Source organism: Mycobacterium vicinigordonae (assembly GCF_013466425.1).
GTDB lineage: Bacteria > Actinomycetota > Actinomycetes > Mycobacteriales > Mycobacteriaceae > Mycobacterium > Mycobacterium vicinigordonae.
Genome location: NZ_CP059165.1, coordinates 2448216 through 2463025 on the forward strand (window position 1 = coordinate 2448216; position 14810 = coordinate 2463025).

Here is a 14810-nt window from a genome sequence, read left to right on the forward strand (position 1 = left end):
ATCTCACACCGCCTCCAGCTGCTGCGCCCACAGCTTGAGCAACTCGCGCTGGTTGTATTCGTTGTAGCCGACCTGCGCGCGGCCCGGACCGTGGAAGGACTCCGGGCTCAGCGCGGCGATGACCGGACTATCGTCGGCCAGCAGGCCCATCCGGCTGTTGAGCAGCAGTCGACGGGCCATCGAGCCGCCCGCGGTGGTGGTCAGCGACACCCAGTTCTCCACGTCGTCCTGTTCGAACATGCCGGTGGACCCGAAGCACATCAGATACGCCTTGTAGGAGTCTTTCTTGAACTGCTCGGGTGCGGCGGCGTCCACCGCGAACCACGAGTACACCTCAGTTTCGTTCGCGCTGATCGGCTGCCATTGCCGGATCGAGATGAATGGCAGCACCTGATCGGTGCCGGGCAGCTTCGGCCAGTTGTGCACGAAGCTCAGATTGGGAAAGCAGGTGGCCGCCGAGAACATGAAGCCGTCCTGTGCGACTACCTGCTGCTGGCGCGGCGACCAGACTTCTTTGATGCGGCTGATCATTTCGTCGGGATAGCCGACGTAGCGCATGCGCTCCTCAAAACCGCCCGGCGGCAGCTTATAAGTGGTGCCGCCGCCCCGGTTCGCCCAGTAGGTGGCGCCGTCCTTGCGCTTCTGCGCCTTGGGTTCCCGAAACAACCCGATCTCGACGATCGAGGCGTGGGTATGGGGCGTGTGGTACATGTCGCCGGAAAAGTTCTCGGCGCCGATCTTCCAGTTCGCCTTGATCCGCCAGCGTTGCGGCCCACGCACTTCCAGGCCGCCGATGCTCTGCTTGCTGTAGAAGTCCAGATAGAAGGTGAAGTCGCCGAGGAATTCGGTCAGCGGGGGCGCGTGCGCATCCAGGCTGATGAACATCAAGCCGTTGTACATTGCGAAATTCGGTGCCGGCAAAAGCGATTGGTCCTTGGGGAAGCCCGCGTCGCCGCCATAGGCGTCGCGGTGGAACGGCAGGCCGGTGAGCCGGCCGTCGTTGCGGTAGGTCCAACCGTGGTACGGGCAGCGGAAATTGGACGCATTGCCCATCTCGGCGCGACAAACCTGCATGCCGCGATGCAGGCACATGTTGAACAGTGCACGCACCCGGCGCTGCGAGTCTCGGGTGATGATGAACGAATCGTCGAGCACCCGGCGCACCACGTAGTCGCCGTCCTGCGGGATCTCCGATTCGTGCCCGACGAACATCCACGCGCGGTTGAACAACCGCTCCTTCTCCAGCGCGAAAATGTCCTGGTCGTTGTAGATGTGCGCAGGGATCATGCCGCGACGGACATGCTCGAAGACGTCGTCCACGGGACCCCTCTCTGTCTGCTCTACAGAGAATATCTCCGAACAGTAGAGAATGGGTGAGAGCGGGCTGCTCCTCGATCGGGAAGTCAGCCAGAGGCGCCGGGTTCGCCCTGGGCGCCGGCGGCGCCGCCGGAGCCCGCATCGCCGAAGCCGCCCGGGGTCTTGGTGGCCTGAAATGAACCCAAGGCAGAACCGCCCGCAGATCCGGGGCCCGGGGTCCCGGCAGCGCCGCCCTGACCACCGATCCCTCCGGTGCCGCCGGAGCCGCTGGCACCCGCGTAGCCCAGCAACCCGCCACGTCCCGCGCTGCCGGCCGCCCCGCCGTTGCCACCGGTTCCGCCGACGCCGCCATCGCCACCGGTGCCGCCGTCGCCGCCGGTGCCGCCGTTGGACAGGAGGGGGACACCGGATCCGGTCGCGGTCGCCGCGCCACCGGTGCCACCGATGCCGCCGCTGCCGCCACCGCCCCCGACGCCGCCCACGCCACCGACACCGCCGTTTCCGGCGTCGCCACCGATACCGAACAGGAATCCGCCGCGGCCGCCGTTACCGCCGTCACCGCCCAGTCCGCCGGTCGCGCCGGCGCCGCCCGTTCCCCCGACGCCGCCGGTGCCGCCGGTTCCCCCGGTGGCCTGCCCGTTCGCGAACCGATTTGTTGCGTCGACGCTCGCGGCGCCACCCGCGCCCCCAGTTCCACCGGCTACGCCGGCGCCGCCAGTCCCGCCGACGCCGCCGACGCCGCCGTGACCGCCCGCCGCGCCGTTCCCGTACAGCAGGCCGGCATTGCCGCCGGAACCACCGTGACCGCCGACGCCGCCGGCATTGAGTGCCGACGCGTCGGCGCCGGAACCTCCCATGCCGCCACCGCCCCCCGCACCGGCCGTCGCGGCGAAGTTCGCGACGTTGCCCCCGGACGAGGTCGCGCTGCCGCCAACGCCACCCGTGCCACCGGTCTGGCCGGGCATCCCGTCGCCGCCGCCACCCCCGTTAGTGCCAGTGACACCGGTAGTGCCGCTACCGTCCACCCCCACACTGCCAGTGGCTGCCACTCCGCCGCTGGGTGTGGTCACACCTGTCCCGGCCAGGCCGGCGCCGCCCTGGCCGCCCGCACCGCCGCTGCCGAACAGCACCCCGCCGCCACCGGTTCCGCCGTTGCCCGCCAGGCCGCCGTTGAAGCCCGTCATCGCAGCCCCACCGGACCCGCCGGATCCGCCGTTGCCGTAGAGCCAGCCGCCGCTGCCGCCCGCGCCGCCGGCCGCGCCGTAGCCCCCGCCACCGCCGCGCCCGCCATTGCCGATCAACCCGGCGTTGCCTCCGCGGCCTCCGGCTGAGCCGGACGAGCCGGTCTGGGTGTAGCCGGCGCCGCCGCTACCCCACAAGACGCCCCCATTGCCACCGTTAGGGGCGGCCGCGGTCCCGTTGGCGCCGTTGCCGACGATCAGCACGCCGAACAGTTCGAGGTGGGGGTCGGTGAGCATGCTCGCCAGGTTGGTGGCCTCGGCGCTGGCGTAGGAGGATGCGCTGGTCGACAGGGTTTGCAGGAACTGGTCGTGGAAAGCTGCGGCCTGGCTACTGATGGCTTGGAATGATCGCGCGTGCGCATTGAACAGTGCCGCGATCGCTGCAGACACTTCGTCGGAACCGGCCGCCGCCACCGATGTCGTTGCGCCCGCGACAGCCGACCGAGCCGCACCGATGGACGACGCGATGTTGGCCAAGTCCCCGACGGCAGCGCTCACCAGCTCCGGAGCGGCGACCACGTATGACATGGTGGCGAAAATTAGCATCGGCCCCCTCCGCGGCAGCGCACATTCGCCAAACTAGCTACCGTATATGGATAATTCGGGTCGCAATCTGTACAAACGACGCACGGATCACGGCCTCGGAAGCGTTGCGTGTCAACGATTCAACACACGTATCTGCCTGCCCCGGGTTAGGCGCGCAGGGTCGATCGACTTGATCGCGCGAGCTTTGCCACGCCGATTTGAGCGCGGTACACGCAGGGCGGTGCGACGCGGCGCAAGAACGGCACGAGTAGCCTCACGCTTCGTGAACGCCGCACCGCAGCGCGTCGCTTCGCAAGCCGATATCAGCGCGGAGATGGCCGCCATCGCCGCGGAGAACGGACGCGCGCCGCAGCCACAGCCACGGCTGGATTACCCGCCCTACCGCAGCAGCATCCTGCGACACCCCCAGCACCCATTGCTGCTGGTCGATCCCGACGAAATCGAACGCTCGGCGCCCTGCTTCGGCCACCAGGACGTCGGCCCCCTGGACGCCGACCTCACGGCCGGGCACCCCGGCGAACCGATCGGCGAGCGCGTCATCGTGACCGGGCGTGTACTCGACGCATCCGGGCGCCCGGTAGCAGGCCAGCTGGTCGAAATCTGGCAAGCCAACGCCGCCGGCCGCTACCGCCACCAGCACGACCAACATCCCGCCCCGCTGGACCCGAACTTCACCGGCGCCGGCCGGTGCCTGACCGGGCCCGACGGCTCCTACCGCTTCAAGACCGTCAAACCCGGCCCGTACCCCTGGCGCAACCACCACAACGCCTGGCGACCCGCGCACATCCACTTCTCGGTCTTCGGCACCGCTTTCACCGAACGCGTGGTCACCCAGATGTACTTTCCCGGCGACCCGCTGGCAGGTCTCGATCCGATCCTCGCCTCGGTTCTCGATCCCGATGCGCGGCAACGACTTATCGCGCGCTACGACCACGAGCTGACCGAGCCGGAATACGCCACTGGCTACCGCTGGGACGTCGTGCTGAGCCGCGGGGGCGCCTGCGATGGATGAGTTGGCGCGCACGCCGGGCCAGACGGTGGGTCCGTTCTTCGGCATCGGACTCCCGTTCCCGCGGGACAGCGAGTTGGTGTGCGCGGAGTTTCCCGGCGCCGTCGAGCTACGCGGGACCGTCTTCGACGGCGCGGGCGTCGCGGTGCCCGACGCATTGGTGGAACTCTGGCAGCCGGACAGCGCCGGCCGCATTCCGCGGGCCTCGGGTTCGCTGCGCCGCGATGGCTGGACCTTCACCGGCTGGGGCCGGGCAGCAACTGGCAGCGACGGCCAGTACTCATTGCGTACCGTGATTCCCGGTCCCACCGGTGCCGGACGGTCACCGTACTTCGCGCTGACGGTATTCGCCCGCGGCCTGCTGGATCGGCTGTTCACCCGCGCCTACCTGCCCGGCGCCGCCCTGGACACCGATCCGGTCCTGTCCGCGGTGGCCCCGCATCGGCGCGCGAGCCTGCTATGCGTCGAGGAAATCGGCCGAGGGGCATTCCGATTCGACATCCACCTCCAGGGTCAGGATGAAACGGTGTTCCTGGCCTACCGGGACGAGGCGCGATGACCAATCTGCTGTGGCCCGGCGACGAGCGTGCCGGGGATCTTCTGACGGACCAAATGTTGATGCGGTCGATGGTCAGGGTCGAATCCGCCTGGCTCGACGCCCTGGTCGGAGCGGGGGTGGCGCCGGCCGAGGGTGCCGACCTGGGCGAGCTGGTGGGGGAGGGCGATACCGAGCAATTGGCGCTTTCGGCCGAGAATGGCGGAAACCCCGTAATCGGGCTGGTCGGCCTACTGCGGCAACGCGCGGCGTCGGCGCAGGGCAGGTACATACACCGCGGACTCACCAGCCAGGACGTCATGGATACCGCCCTCATGCTGGCGCTGAGTACCGCCGCGGAGCAGCTCAGAGCGCAATTTGCCGAACAGATTTCGGCTCTCTCGGCACTGGCCGAAGCGCACCGCGCCACGCCGATGGTGGCACGCACCTTGACCCAGCAAGCGGCACCTACCACGTTCGGAGTGAAGGTGGCTGGGTGGCTGGACGGGGTCGTCGACGCTTATACCCGGCTGCGGGCACTCGCTATCCCGGCCCAGTTCGGCGGCGCCGTCGGAACCTATTCGGCCGCCGTCGAACTAATGGCACTACGCACTGGGGCAACCGACCCGGTGGCGGCCGCCGAACACGTAGCGCGCAGCGCCGCAACCGCTTTGGGCCTGCAATTTCGCCCGCCGTGGCACACCAACCGCGCACCGATCACCGCGTTCGGTGACGCGTTGATCGCATGCACCGACTGCTGGGGACGCATCGCCTCGGACGTAGTCACCCTGGCTCGCCCGGAGATCGGCGAGCTGAGCGAACCCGCCGGCGCGCGGCGTGGCGGGTCGTCGTCGATGCCGCACAAGCGCAATCCGGTGCTGTCCATCCTGATTCGACGCGCCGCCATCGCCGCGCCGGCGCTGGCCGCCACCCTTCACACAGCTGCCGCCCTGGCCAACGACGAACGCCCCGATGGCACCTGGCACGCGGAATGGGACACGCTGCGCACCCTGGCACGCCGCACGGTGGTCGCCGGTTCGCAGTGCATCGAACTGGTGTCCGGCCTGAATGTGCACACCGATGCGATGGCCGAGAACCTTGCTGGCGCAGACGTTCTCGGTGAGCAACGCGCTATCGCCGAGTTGGCTGGAAAACTTCCGTCGCCTGGTTATCTCGGTGCAGCCGACAGGCTGACCGAGGCAAGCGTGCAGCGTGCCCGGCGGGCGCTGGACGGGTGACGCACGCACCGGTGTCCGGGGGGATGCTCACGGCGATGTAGCCACCCAGCTGTGCCCCGATTCAACTGTGCTAGAGACGAAGCCGTTGCGGGCGCGGTCGAGGAGTGCGGCCACGTCGTCGTCGGAAACGGGTGCGAAGTCTCGGTATCCGTGGGCGACCGCGAAGTGTGGGACAGGTTTCTGTGCGCAGACCACATCGTCCGCGTACTCGGTGAGCCTTTTCGCGACGTCGGCGGCCACGATCGGAACTGCTAGGACCACCCTGCGTGCCCCCTGGGCCCGCGCAACCTGGCAGGCGGCCTGCGCAGTCGCTCCGGTTGCGACGCCGTCGTCGACGATCAATGCAATTCGACCCTTGAGTGAAATCCTGCCGTGGTCCTTGCGGAACCGCTGTCCGCGCCGGATCAGGTCCTCCCATTCCCGGTTCTCCACGTCGTCCATCTCCCGGTAGGTGAGGCCCGTCTGCTGGATAACGGCGTCGTTGTTGATTCGCACGCCCCTTTCCCCGACGGCGCCGAAGGCCAACCCGGGCTGGTCGGGCACCGTGAGTGTTCGAGCCAGTAGCACGTCGAAGGGAGCCCGCAACTCGCGAGCCACTTCGAACGCGACCGGAACGCCGCCCCGCGGTAATCCCAGGACCACTACGTCTTCCTCACGCAGATGGCTCAACAATGGGGCGAGCTTGCGCCCGGCGTCCGCGCGATCGGTGTATCGCTGCATGAATCCAGTGTGGATTCCAGTTTGCGGCCGCCGCTATGGACGGAAGGCACTTCTTGAGGTGACGAAAATCCCGACTCCTGGTGTCAGCGGCTGGCCAACGTGTCGCCGTAGCCCTTCCAACCCGCGGTAGCCGGCCGATGGACCGGGTAGCCACCGCCGTTGATGCTTGCCGCCGAGACCGTCTCGCCCTGATAAAGCGCGACGTCGGCGCCGTTGCGGTCAATCGCGGCGAACACGTATGTCGGGCGCTGCATCTCCAAATCCATCAGCGGCACCAGGTACGGATACTCGGACACCCGCACCTCGCTTGCCGAGGGCGGACTGATTGGGTGCTCGTTGACCAGCGCGCGTTCGCCGGTTGCCACGATGGCCCGCCCGCGCCGGCCAACTGGCGGCCGTGAGTTCAGCACGGCATCGCCAACCTTGTCGATGAGTTTGCCTGTGGCGCCGCGGGTTTCCAGTTCCGTGTGAATGTCGTGCCACTTGACCGCGAGTTGCTCGGCGGCGTCCGACGCATTGCGCGAACCGTCGAAATGCACTGAAGCATAAGGGCCGTCAGCGCTTGCCATCCCACGGAACGAACGGGGCGGCTCAGCCCGGTTTGTGAGCGACGATCGCGACCGCGGCCAGACGCTCGCGGTGTTTGCGAAAAGTGTTGCGCATCATGAGGACTCGCTTACGTGCCTCGGATTGCGTCAAAACGTTCCTGGCGAAGCGCAGCGCGCCCAGCACACCCTCGTCGGACACGATTCGCCGCGGCTGCAACAGCGCCATCGGTGCGGTGGTGACGTTGTCCACCACCAGCCCGTGCCCGGCCAGCAGCTGCGACCATTCGGCGATCGTCAGTGGCCGCGCGTTGACCTTGATGGCCCGGGCCAGCGACTGGCGCACCTCTGTGCTGACCTCCTCGGGTACGTCGTCCGGTGTCAGCGCAAGTTCGTGAATCGCGTAGCGGCCGCCGGGCCGCAGCACTCGTGCGGCCTCGGCCACGATCGCGTGCTTGGCCGAATCGCCCTGCATGGTCAGCATCGCCTCGCCGATGACCACGTCGGCGCTGGCGCTGGGCAGGCCGGTTTCTGCGGCGTCGGTGACTCGGACCTCGCCCTTGCCACCGAGGACACCGCGAACGTGGCTGGCCGCATCGGCGTCGCCTTCCGCCCCGACATAGGACTTCGGGTTGCGGGCGACGATCTCGGCGGCGGTGCGGCCCAGCCCTGGTGCCAGCTCGAGGACGTCGGCGCCGGTGATGTCGGCCCGGGCCAGCAGCGTGCGGGTGAGTTCGACTCCGCCGGGCCGCAGTACCCGCTTGCCCAAGCGCGCTAGCAGCCAGTGCCCTTGCACGTGTTCGTCGTCGCGCTGCGACGCCGGCAGCGGTTCGTTGCCCTGAGGCATCAGACTGCCCGCCGGGCCGGGGCCTCGAGAACCAGTGCCTGCCGGCGCTTGTGCACGGTGAGGTAGCGCAGTCCGTCCGGGCCGGCGGTGAACTGTCGTCGGGAACGTCGTGGCAGCCAGAGCAATGCGCCAGGGTGCATGTCGATGATGCCCTCCTCGGTGGTCAGCCGGCCGCTGCCGGACAAGACGTGAATCAGCACGTCAAGATCGGGTCCCGTGTGTGTGTCGATTCTGCCTTCCGGCGGCACTGCGACGACATTGGCGTCCAGATCGCGCGCGCGAACCTCGAGCTTCCACACCGCACCGGTTGCATCCGCCGCGTCGTCACCCAGTTCGGCGGTGTTGGTCAGGACGCGCGGCAACGATGTCGTGGTGCGCTTGCCGATTCGGATGCGCCACTCCTGTGGACCCCGGGCGAGATACTCCCAGTGGTAGCTGCCCGGGTGCTCGATGTCGAACTCTGCGCGCAGGTGTTTGGGGTCGTGATTGTTGACCAGGACGAAGTATTCGCCCGGCGAAAGTTCGTCATAACGGGCAAAGATCGTGGGATGCTTGTCGGGCTTACGCAACTCACGGACGTCAAGCTCGTTCTCGGCCATAGCCTTTCCCGATTCTCCTAGTTTTTACAATACCTATTGTGTAAACTCTAACCCATGGCGTACGTGATCGGGAAGCCCTGCATCGACGTGATGGACCGAGCCTGTGTCGAAGAGTGCCCGGTCGACTGCATCTACGAGGGAGGTCGGGCGCTCTACATCCATCCCGACGAATGTGTGGACTGCGGCGCTTGCGAACCGGTGTGTCCGGTCGAGGCGATCTACTACGAAGACGACCTGCCCGAAGACCTGCAACCGTACCTGGCGGACAATGAAGCGTTCTTCAACGAAACCCTGCCCGGCCGCGACGCGCCACTGGGTTCGCCGGGAGGTGCCGCCAAGGTGGGACCGCTTGGTGTGGATGCGCCGCTGGTCGCCAGCCAACCCAAGGCTGATGAGTGAAGGGGTCGAGTGCCAGTGAGTGACGCAACCGGGCCGGCCGAGGACGGAGGACGCCGCCGCCGCGCGGTGCTGCGGGTCTTGCGGGCCTCAGGAGAGCCGTTGAGCATCCTGGCCATCGCCGACGAACTCGGCGTGCACCCCAACACCGTGCGCTTCCACCTCGACAGCCTGGTGCGCGACGGACAGGTGGAGCAGGTCGAGCCCGCGCGCCGCGGCCCCGGGCGTCCGCCGCTAATGTTCGCCGCGGTGCGGCAGATGGACCGCGGTGGCACGCGGCACTACCGACTGCTCGCCGAGATACTCGCCAATGGTATTGCCACAGAGGAGAATTCGAGCAGCTTGGCGCTGGCCGCGGGTCGGGAGTGGGGCAAGAGACTCGATGCGCCCGACACTGACAGCGTGGATGAGTCGATCGACCGTCTAGTCGTACTGCTCGACGAGTTGGGCTTCGCGCCGGAACGTCGGGTGGCCGACGGCAAGCAACAGGTGGGCTTGCGGCACTGTCCGTTCCTGGAGCTCGCCGAGACCCGGTCCAACGTGGTGTGTCCGATTCACCTCGGACTCATGCGCGGCGCGCTGGAAACCTGGGCGGCGCCCGTAGCCGTCGAGCGCCTGGAGGCGTTCGTGCAGCCGGATCTGTGCCTCGCCCACCTGGAAGGGGTCTCGCGATGAGCACCCCACATGCCGTAGAGACCGCGGTTACCTTCGTGTGGCTGGGCATGGTGCTAGCCATCTCGTTCCTGGAAGCGCCGCTGAAGTTCCGTGCACCGAATGTGACCCTGCAAATCGGGTTGGGCATCGGACGCCTGGTTTTTCGCGCCCTCAATACCGTGGAAGTCGGGTTCGCCCTAGTTCTTTTGGCTTATCTGGTCGCCGGGCCGACGCCGGGGCGAATCCTGGTGGCATACGGGATCGCCGGAGTCGCGCTGGCCATTCAGTTGATCGCGGTGCGGCCCCGATTGGCCCGGCGCTCGGATCAGGTGCTGGCCGGCGCCGAAGGGCCACGGTCGCGCGCCCACTACGTCTACGTCGCAATTGAGGCGGTCAAGGTGGTCGCATTGCTGGTGGCGGGCATACTGCTGCTCAGCCTCTGAAAGGACGCACCGATGGAATCCATTTCATTGAACAGCCTGGCATCCGAGAAACTGGCCGAGGCGCGCAAGTCGCACAGCGGTCGGGCAGCCCACACCATCCACGGTGGCCACACCCACGAACTCCGCCAGACGGTGCTGGCCCTGCTCGCCGAACACGAACTTGCCGAGCACGACAGTCCGGGCGAAGCGACGCTGCAGGTGTTGCAGGGCCATGTGCGCCTCACCGCCGGAGACGACATTTGGGACGGAAAGACCGGTGATTACGTCGCGATCCCGCCGGTTCGGCACGCGCTACTCGCAATAGAGGACTCAGTGGTGATATTGACCGTGCTCAAGTCCCAGCCGGGCGCGTCGCACTAGCCAGAGGAATGCTCGCCACGGCCTGGTCGCGCGCCTTTGGCCTGCGGGTACCGATCGTCAACGCGCCAATGGGCGGGGTCGCCGGCGGCCGACTTGCGGCCGCCGTCACCGCCGTCGGCGGTCTAGGCATGATCGGCATGGGCAGTACCGCGACCAGCGAGTCGCTGGCCGCTGAGTTGCGTTATGTAAGTGAACGATTCGGGATCGGACTGGTCGACTGGGTAATGCGTTCTCAGCCCGGATTGCTGGACGACGCGCTGGCCGCTGAACCGGATTTGTTGTCGGTCAGCTTCGGCACTGACCTGTCCTGGGTCGAGCTGGCGCATGCTGCCGGAATTGCCACTGCCACACAGGTTTACGACGTGATCGGGGCGCGACGGGCGGCCGACGCCGGAGTCGACGTCTTGGTGGCCCGGGGCGCCGAGGGTGGTGGCCACGGCGAAGTGCAGGTGGGCACACTGCCGTTGCTGGATGCGGTGCTCGACGCGGTGACCGTGCCGGTGCTGGCCGGTGGTGCGATCGCGTCACCCCGCAGCCTGGCCGCCGTACTGGCCGCCGGAGCCGCCGGCGCCTGGCTGGGCACCCGGCTGGCGGCCTGCCCGGAAGCTCTCACCGGCGATTCGGCCCGGTCCGCCCTGATTGAGGCGGCCGCGACCGACACCCGCGTCACGCGCGACTTCGACATCGCCGCGGGATTGCCGTGGCCGGAGCGTTTTCCGTCCCGGGTGCTCGCCGAATCGGTGGTCGCCGATGACCTGCCAGTTGATGCGGGGCAAGGGGTCGGGATGATCCGCGAAGCGACATCCGCAGGCACGGTCATCGAGGAGCTGTGCGAGGGCGCGAAAAGTTTGCTGACGCGTTGGTGCGGCTAGGGCGCTAGACGTGATCCACGCCCCATTGACGGGCTTGAAGTGACCAAAATCCGCCTCTTTCGCCCCTAGGCGCGCATCCTTGCGGTGTTAGCGTCGGGTTTATGACAGTAGCCGGTGAACAGCGTCGTTCGCGGGGCCGCAAGGTGCGCCGGACGATCGGAGAGGTGGCGCGGCCGTTTGCGCACACGGGTCGCTATCTTTCCCGGTCGTGGCGTGAGTACCGCAAGTCGGGTGCCGACCCGGATGCCCTCGAACTCCCCGACCTGCCGATCGCACGACCCACTGTTGCGCTGGCGGCGCAAGCATTTCGCGACGAAGTGGTGCTGGCCGGTCTAAAGATTCGACGCCCGGTCAGCCGACCAGTCGCATTCCAGCGCATTAACGACGAAGTGGTCGAGGCGCTCGACTTCTACGAAAGCAAAGGCTGGCTGGAGAAGCCGGAAGGCTATTTCGTTGAGCCACCACCGCCTCCGGACGTGGTGGTTAAGCAGGGACGTCACTACCAGCGGCTGTCCTTCGACAGCGGCTACGCACCGCATGCCGGGGAACCCGGCGCCCAACGGTGGCAGAGCTATACCGCGCTGCGGCGTGAATACGCAGTGCTGCTGCGTCATCCGGAGCCACGACCCTGGCTCGTCTGTGTGCATGGCACCGAAATGGGCCATCCCGGAATCGATCTCATGATATTTCGGGCCCGCAAGCTGCACGAGGAGCTGGGCTTGAACGTGGTGCTGCCCGTGCTGCCCATGCACGGCCAGCGGGCGCGTGGGCTGCCCAAGGGCGCGGTCTTCCCGGGCGAAGACGTGATGGACGACGTGCACGCCACCGCACAGGCCGTCTGGGACATCCGCCGATTGCTGTCCTGGGTCCGCGCGCAGGAGCCGGACTCGCCGATCGGGCTGAACAGCATGTCGCTCGGTGGCTATATCGCGGCACTGGTGGCCAGCCTGGACAGCGGGCTGACCAGCGCCATCCTCGGGGTACCGGTGGCCAACCTCGTCGAGTTGCTCAGCAGGCATTCGGGTCTGCGTGCCGGCGACCCGCGCCGTGACACGATGCGGCTGGCCGAGCCCATCGGAGAGATGATGTCGCCGCTGTCGCTCACCCCGCTGGTGCCGATGCGGGGGCGCTTCGTCTACGCGGGTGTCGCCGACCAGGTAGTCAATCCTCGCGAGCAGGTGATCCGGCTCTGGGAGCACTGGGGCAAGCCCGAGATCCACTGGTACCGCGGCGGACACGCCGGTTTCATCCGGTCGCGCCCCGTCCAACACTTCATCCACGACGCGCTGCAGCAGTCGGGCCTGCTGGACGGGTACCCGCCCGTCGCCCGGCGCTCGGCATCCTGACGATCACACCGCGCGCAGGTACCTCTTGGCGATCGCCCGCTGGGCCAGCACGACGAACGGACCGCCGAGTTTGCTCCACCAGGTCGCCGGCCGGGAAAACGACGACACCTCGGCGTAGACCACGCAGGTGTTCGGGTCGTAGCGGACCACAAAGCGTTCCTCGCCGGACTCTGGGTGACCGGGCAACGTGCCGTAGGCGAAGCCGCGCACGTCGGGTTCTTCGACCACGTAAACCACCCGGCAGGGCGCCCGCAGGAGCCTCATCATCGTGACCACCACCACCGAGGAAACGCAGACCGTCTCGGTGCTGGCCTGCACCCTTAGCCCGGCGCCGCGCTGCATACCCCAGTGCATCAGGGCCTTCGCGGCCTGTTCGAAACGGTCCCGACCCGTCCCGATCTGGGCCGACACGTCGAGGTGGCCGTACCCCGGCGGCAGCTGGCCGGCAGCCGTCGCCCCCACTTCCTGGTAGGTGAGTTGCTGGCCGGCGAGGGCGTCCAAGTCCACCCGGCCAGCTTGCCACGCGTACGGTCGTAGCTGTGAGCGCACGAGCGTCTGGAACCTTCACCCTGGGCAATGAGCTGACCGTCAACCGGCTGGGTTTCGGCGCGATGCGCCTGACCGGTGACGGCGTCTGGGGGCCGCCCAGCGATCGCGGCGAATGCGTGCGGGTGTTGCGACGCGCCGTCGAGCTGGGCGTGAATTTTATCGATACCGCGGACTCCTATGGGCCCTACGTCTCGGAGGAGATCATCCGTGAGGCGCTGCATCCCTACACCGATCTGGTGATCGCCACCAAGGCCGGTTTGCTGCGTACCGGCCCCAATGTGTGGGTTCCGCTGGGTAACCCGAGCTACCTGCGCCAGGAATGTGAAATGAGCCTGCGCCGCCTCGGCGTCGAGACAATCGACCTGTTCCAGTTGCACCGCATCGACGCGAATTTCCCGCTGGCCGACCAGCTCGGGGAACTCGTCGCCCTGAAGAGCGAAGGCAAGATCCGCCACATCGGTCTGTCCGAGATCGACGTCGATCAACTCGAGGCGGCCCGCACGATTGCGCCAATCGTGTCCGTGCAAAACATGTACAACGTGACCAACCGCAAGGCCGAGCCGCTGCTGGACGCGGCGACCGCTCAGAACATCGGATTCATCCCCTGGTTCCCGTTGGCCGGGGGTCCGCTGGCGGCGCCCGACGGTCCGTTGCAGAAAATTGCCGCCGCGCACGACGCGACGTCGTCGCAAGTGGCGCTCGCCTGGCTGCTCAAACGATCGCCAGTGGTGCTGCCGATCCCGGGAACTTCGAAGCTGGCGCACCTCGAGGAGAACGTTGCGGCCGCCGACATCGAGCTTTCCGACGAGGAGTTCGAGACGCTATCGGTGGCCGGCGGCGCCCAGTAGGCCCCACCAGCGGTGCGGGGGAGCCGATCGGGACGCATACGGTGTCCTAATGGCAGCCCCAGATCAGCGACACCCCGGCGGCGGATTCAATCCGCCTGAGCCGACCACTAAGGGCGGGCCCGACTACGGCCGATTCATCGACGCGGTCCGCAGGCTGCAGGATCACGCCCGTGCTGTCGACGCGCCGGACGACGTCATCACCCAAGCCGCTGCGCGCCTCGAAGAGTTATCGGCGCTGCTGGCGCCCTACGACGTCGACGAATGGCACTCGCCGTCGGGCAGACGGATGGACCTGCCGGTACGCGGCAATCTGCTGACCGTGCCGATGGACGCGCACAAGACCCAGGACGGCCGCATCGAGGGCTGTGCCCGGTTCGCGCGATTTCACCTGGGCCGCAACGGGGCTGTGCACGGTGGGTCGCTGGGCATGCTGTTCGATACCGTGCTCGGGCTGACCGCATCTGTGCTCACCGGCAGCCGCCGCCAGCGCACCGCTTACCTGAAAATCGACTACCGCAACATCGTCCCGATCGAAAAAGAGCTGCAGTTCGATGCCGGAATCGACCGTGACGAGGGGCGAAAGATCTTCGTGTCCGGTCGCCTGCACGACGGTGACACGCTGTTGACCGAAGCCGAGGCGCTGTTCGTGCGGCTCAAGCCCGGACAGCCCTAAGCGACCCGCGACATCCACGACATCACCGCCCCTGAGCTGCGGCCCCGGGCTGCGGAAGTCCGGGCCGATCGG

18 protein-coding genes are annotated in these 14810 nt (G+C 67.5%); 11 read left to right on the forward strand and 7 right to left on the reverse strand.

Annotation, left to right across the window (positions count from 1 at the left end; translation table 11 throughout):
* Window positions 1-3: 3 nt before the first annotated feature.
* Entirely contained in the window at window positions 4-1287 is a 1284-nt protein-coding gene (locus H0P51_RS11365; RefSeq protein ID WP_180918897.1) for an aromatic ring-hydroxylating dioxygenase subunit alpha, read from the reverse strand.
* 116 nt (window positions 1288-1403) lie between these two features.
* Window positions 1404-3086: a PE family protein gene (locus H0P51_RS11370; RefSeq protein ID WP_180918138.1), complete on the reverse strand. Its 1683-nt coding sequence runs from the start codon at window positions 3084-3086 to the stop codon at window positions 1404-1406.
* A gap of 331 nt (window positions 3087-3417) precedes the next feature.
* On the opposite strand from H0P51_RS11370, the gene pcaH reads away from it, so the two are divergent.
* Genes pcaH through H0P51_RS11385 form a run of 3 tightly spaced genes read left to right on the forward strand, consistent with a single transcriptional unit; the run spans window position 3418 to window position 5886 of the window.
* Window positions 3418-4116, forward strand: a complete 699-nt coding sequence (gene pcaH / locus H0P51_RS11375; RefSeq protein ID WP_180918898.1) for a protocatechuate 3,4-dioxygenase subunit beta — start codon at window positions 3418-3420, stop codon at window positions 4114-4116.
* Window positions 4109-4672, forward strand: a complete 564-nt coding sequence (pcaG, locus tag H0P51_RS11380; protein ID WP_180918139.1) for a protocatechuate 3,4-dioxygenase subunit alpha — start codon at window positions 4109-4111, stop codon at window positions 4670-4672. Before pcaH ends, pcaG begins: the two co-directional genes overlap by 8 nt.
* Window positions 4669-5886: a lyase family protein gene (locus tag H0P51_RS11385; protein WP_180918140.1), complete on the forward strand. Its 1218-nt coding sequence runs from the start codon at window positions 4669-4671 to the stop codon at window positions 5884-5886. Before pcaG ends, H0P51_RS11385 begins: the two co-directional genes overlap by 4 nt.
* Window positions 5887-5913: 27 nt before the next feature.
* Here H0P51_RS11385 and H0P51_RS11390 read toward each other — a convergent pair whose 3' ends face one another.
* The 4 genes from H0P51_RS11390 to H0P51_RS11405 all read right to left on the reverse strand — a co-directional run bounded on the left by H0P51_RS11390 (window position 5914) and on the right by H0P51_RS11405 (window position 8597).
* Entirely contained in the window at window positions 5914-6606 is a 693-nt protein-coding gene (locus H0P51_RS11390) for a phosphoribosyltransferase (RefSeq protein ID WP_180918141.1), read from the reverse strand.
* A gap of 83 nt (window positions 6607-6689) precedes the next feature.
* Window positions 6690-7175, reverse strand: coding sequence for a baeRF2 domain-containing protein (locus tag H0P51_RS11395; protein ID WP_180918142.1), 486 nt, complete (start codon window positions 7173-7175; stop codon window positions 6690-6692).
* A 22-nt stretch (window positions 7176-7197) separates the two neighbouring features.
* The gene (locus H0P51_RS11400) at window positions 7198-7998 is read right to left on the reverse strand and encodes a class I SAM-dependent methyltransferase (protein WP_180918143.1); all 801 of its coding nucleotides are present in this window, start codon (window positions 7996-7998) and stop codon (window positions 7198-7200) included.
* Window positions 7998-8597, reverse strand: coding sequence for a DUF2249 domain-containing protein (locus H0P51_RS11405; RefSeq protein ID WP_180918144.1), 600 nt, complete (start codon window positions 8595-8597; stop codon window positions 7998-8000). The genes H0P51_RS11400 and H0P51_RS11405 overlap by 1 nt, the downstream gene beginning before the upstream one ends.
* Before the next feature lie 54 nt (window positions 8598-8651).
* Here H0P51_RS11405 and fdxA point away from each other — a divergent pair, with 54 nt between their 5' ends.
* The 6 genes from fdxA to H0P51_RS11435 all read left to right on the forward strand — a co-directional run bounded on the left by fdxA (window position 8652) and on the right by H0P51_RS11435 (window position 12668).
* Window positions 8652-8996 carry a ferredoxin gene (fdxA, locus tag H0P51_RS11410; protein WP_180918145.1) on the forward strand — a complete coding sequence of 115 codons (345 nt, stop codon included), beginning with the start codon at window positions 8652-8654 and terminating at the stop codon, window positions 8994-8996.
* Window positions 8997-9011: 15 nt separating this feature from the next.
* On the forward strand, window positions 9012-9668 hold the full coding sequence (locus tag H0P51_RS11415; protein WP_246398564.1) for a helix-turn-helix transcriptional regulator: 657 nt from the start codon (window positions 9012-9014) through the stop codon (window positions 9666-9668).
* Window positions 9665-10090, forward strand: coding sequence for a hypothetical protein (locus H0P51_RS11420; protein WP_180918146.1), 426 nt, complete (start codon window positions 9665-9667; stop codon window positions 10088-10090). The genes H0P51_RS11415 and H0P51_RS11420 overlap by 4 nt, the downstream gene beginning before the upstream one ends.
* A gap of 12 nt (window positions 10091-10102) precedes the next feature.
* Window positions 10103-10450 carry a cupin domain-containing protein gene (locus H0P51_RS11425; protein WP_180918147.1) on the forward strand — a complete coding sequence of 116 codons (348 nt, stop codon included), beginning with the start codon at window positions 10103-10105 and terminating at the stop codon, window positions 10448-10450.
* 8 nt (window positions 10451-10458) lie between these two features.
* On the forward strand, window positions 10459-11322 hold the full coding sequence (locus H0P51_RS11430) for an NAD(P)H-dependent flavin oxidoreductase (RefSeq protein WP_180918148.1): 864 nt from the start codon (window positions 10459-10461) through the stop codon (window positions 11320-11322).
* A gap of 101 nt (window positions 11323-11423) precedes the next feature.
* Window positions 11424-12668 carry an alpha/beta hydrolase family protein gene (locus H0P51_RS11435; RefSeq protein ID WP_246398566.1) on the forward strand — a complete coding sequence of 415 codons (1245 nt, stop codon included), beginning with the start codon at window positions 11424-11426 and terminating at the stop codon, window positions 12666-12668.
* Window positions 12669-12671: 3 nt separating this feature from the next.
* On the opposite strand, the gene H0P51_RS11440 is transcribed toward H0P51_RS11435, so the two are convergent.
* Window positions 12672-13175, reverse strand: a complete 504-nt coding sequence (locus tag H0P51_RS11440) for a DUF1990 domain-containing protein (protein ID WP_180918149.1) — start codon at window positions 13173-13175, stop codon at window positions 12672-12674.
* Window positions 13176-13207: 32 nt separating this feature from the next.
* Here H0P51_RS11440 and H0P51_RS11445 point away from each other — a divergent pair, with 32 nt between their 5' ends.
* A complete protein-coding gene (locus H0P51_RS11445; RefSeq protein WP_180918150.1) occupies window positions 13208-14065 on the forward strand; it encodes an aldo/keto reductase in 858 nt (285 codons plus the stop codon).
* A gap of 49 nt (window positions 14066-14114) precedes the next feature.
* Complete coding sequence (locus H0P51_RS11450; protein WP_180918151.1) at window positions 14115-14738, forward strand: PaaI family thioesterase; 624 nt, start codon at window positions 14115-14117, stop codon at window positions 14736-14738.
* Window positions 14739-14810: the final 72 nt, after the last annotated feature.

Bases quoted from the DNA above. Each gene is read 5' to 3' on its own strand.
- H0P51_RS11365 (WP_180918897.1), bottom strand. From the start codon at position 1,287: ATGATCCCTGCGCACATCTACAACGACCAGGACATTTTCGCGCTGGAG.
- H0P51_RS11370 (WP_180918138.1), bottom strand. From the start codon at position 3,086: ATGTCATACGTGGTCGCCGCTCCGGAGCTGGTGAGCGCTGCCGTCGGG.
- pcaH (WP_180918898.1), top strand. From the start codon at position 3,418: ATGGCCGCCATCGCCGCGGAGAACGGACGCGCGCCGCAGCCACAGCCA.
- pcaG (WP_180918139.1), top strand. From the start codon at position 4,109: ATGGATGAGTTGGCGCGCACGCCGGGCCAGACGGTGGGTCCGTTCTTC.
- H0P51_RS11385 (WP_180918140.1), top strand. From the start codon at position 4,669: ATGACCAATCTGCTGTGGCCCGGCGACGAGCGTGCCGGGGATCTTCTG.
- H0P51_RS11390 (WP_180918141.1), bottom strand. From the start codon at position 6,606: ATGCAGCGATACACCGATCGCGCGGACGCCGGGCGCAAGCTCGCCCCA.
- H0P51_RS11395 (WP_180918142.1), bottom strand. From the start codon at position 7,175: ATGGCAAGCGCTGACGGCCCTTATGCTTCAGTGCATTTCGACGGTTCG.
- H0P51_RS11400 (WP_180918143.1), bottom strand. From the start codon at position 7,998: ATGCCTCAGGGCAACGAACCGCTGCCGGCGTCGCAGCGCGACGACGAA.
- H0P51_RS11405 (WP_180918144.1), bottom strand. From the start codon at position 8,597: ATGGCCGAGAACGAGCTTGACGTCCGTGAGTTGCGTAAGCCCGACAAG.
- fdxA (WP_180918145.1), top strand. From the start codon at position 8,652: ATGGCGTACGTGATCGGGAAGCCCTGCATCGACGTGATGGACCGAGCC.
- H0P51_RS11420 (WP_180918146.1), top strand. From the start codon at position 9,665: ATGAGCACCCCACATGCCGTAGAGACCGCGGTTACCTTCGTGTGGCTG.
- H0P51_RS11425 (WP_180918147.1), top strand. From the start codon at position 10,103: ATGGAATCCATTTCATTGAACAGCCTGGCATCCGAGAAACTGGCCGAG.
- H0P51_RS11430 (WP_180918148.1), top strand. From the start codon at position 10,459: ATGCTCGCCACGGCCTGGTCGCGCGCCTTTGGCCTGCGGGTACCGATC.
- H0P51_RS11435 (WP_246398566.1), top strand. From the start codon at position 11,424: ATGACAGTAGCCGGTGAACAGCGTCGTTCGCGGGGCCGCAAGGTGCGC.
- H0P51_RS11450 (WP_180918151.1), top strand. From the start codon at position 14,115: ATGGCAGCCCCAGATCAGCGACACCCCGGCGGCGGATTCAATCCGCCT.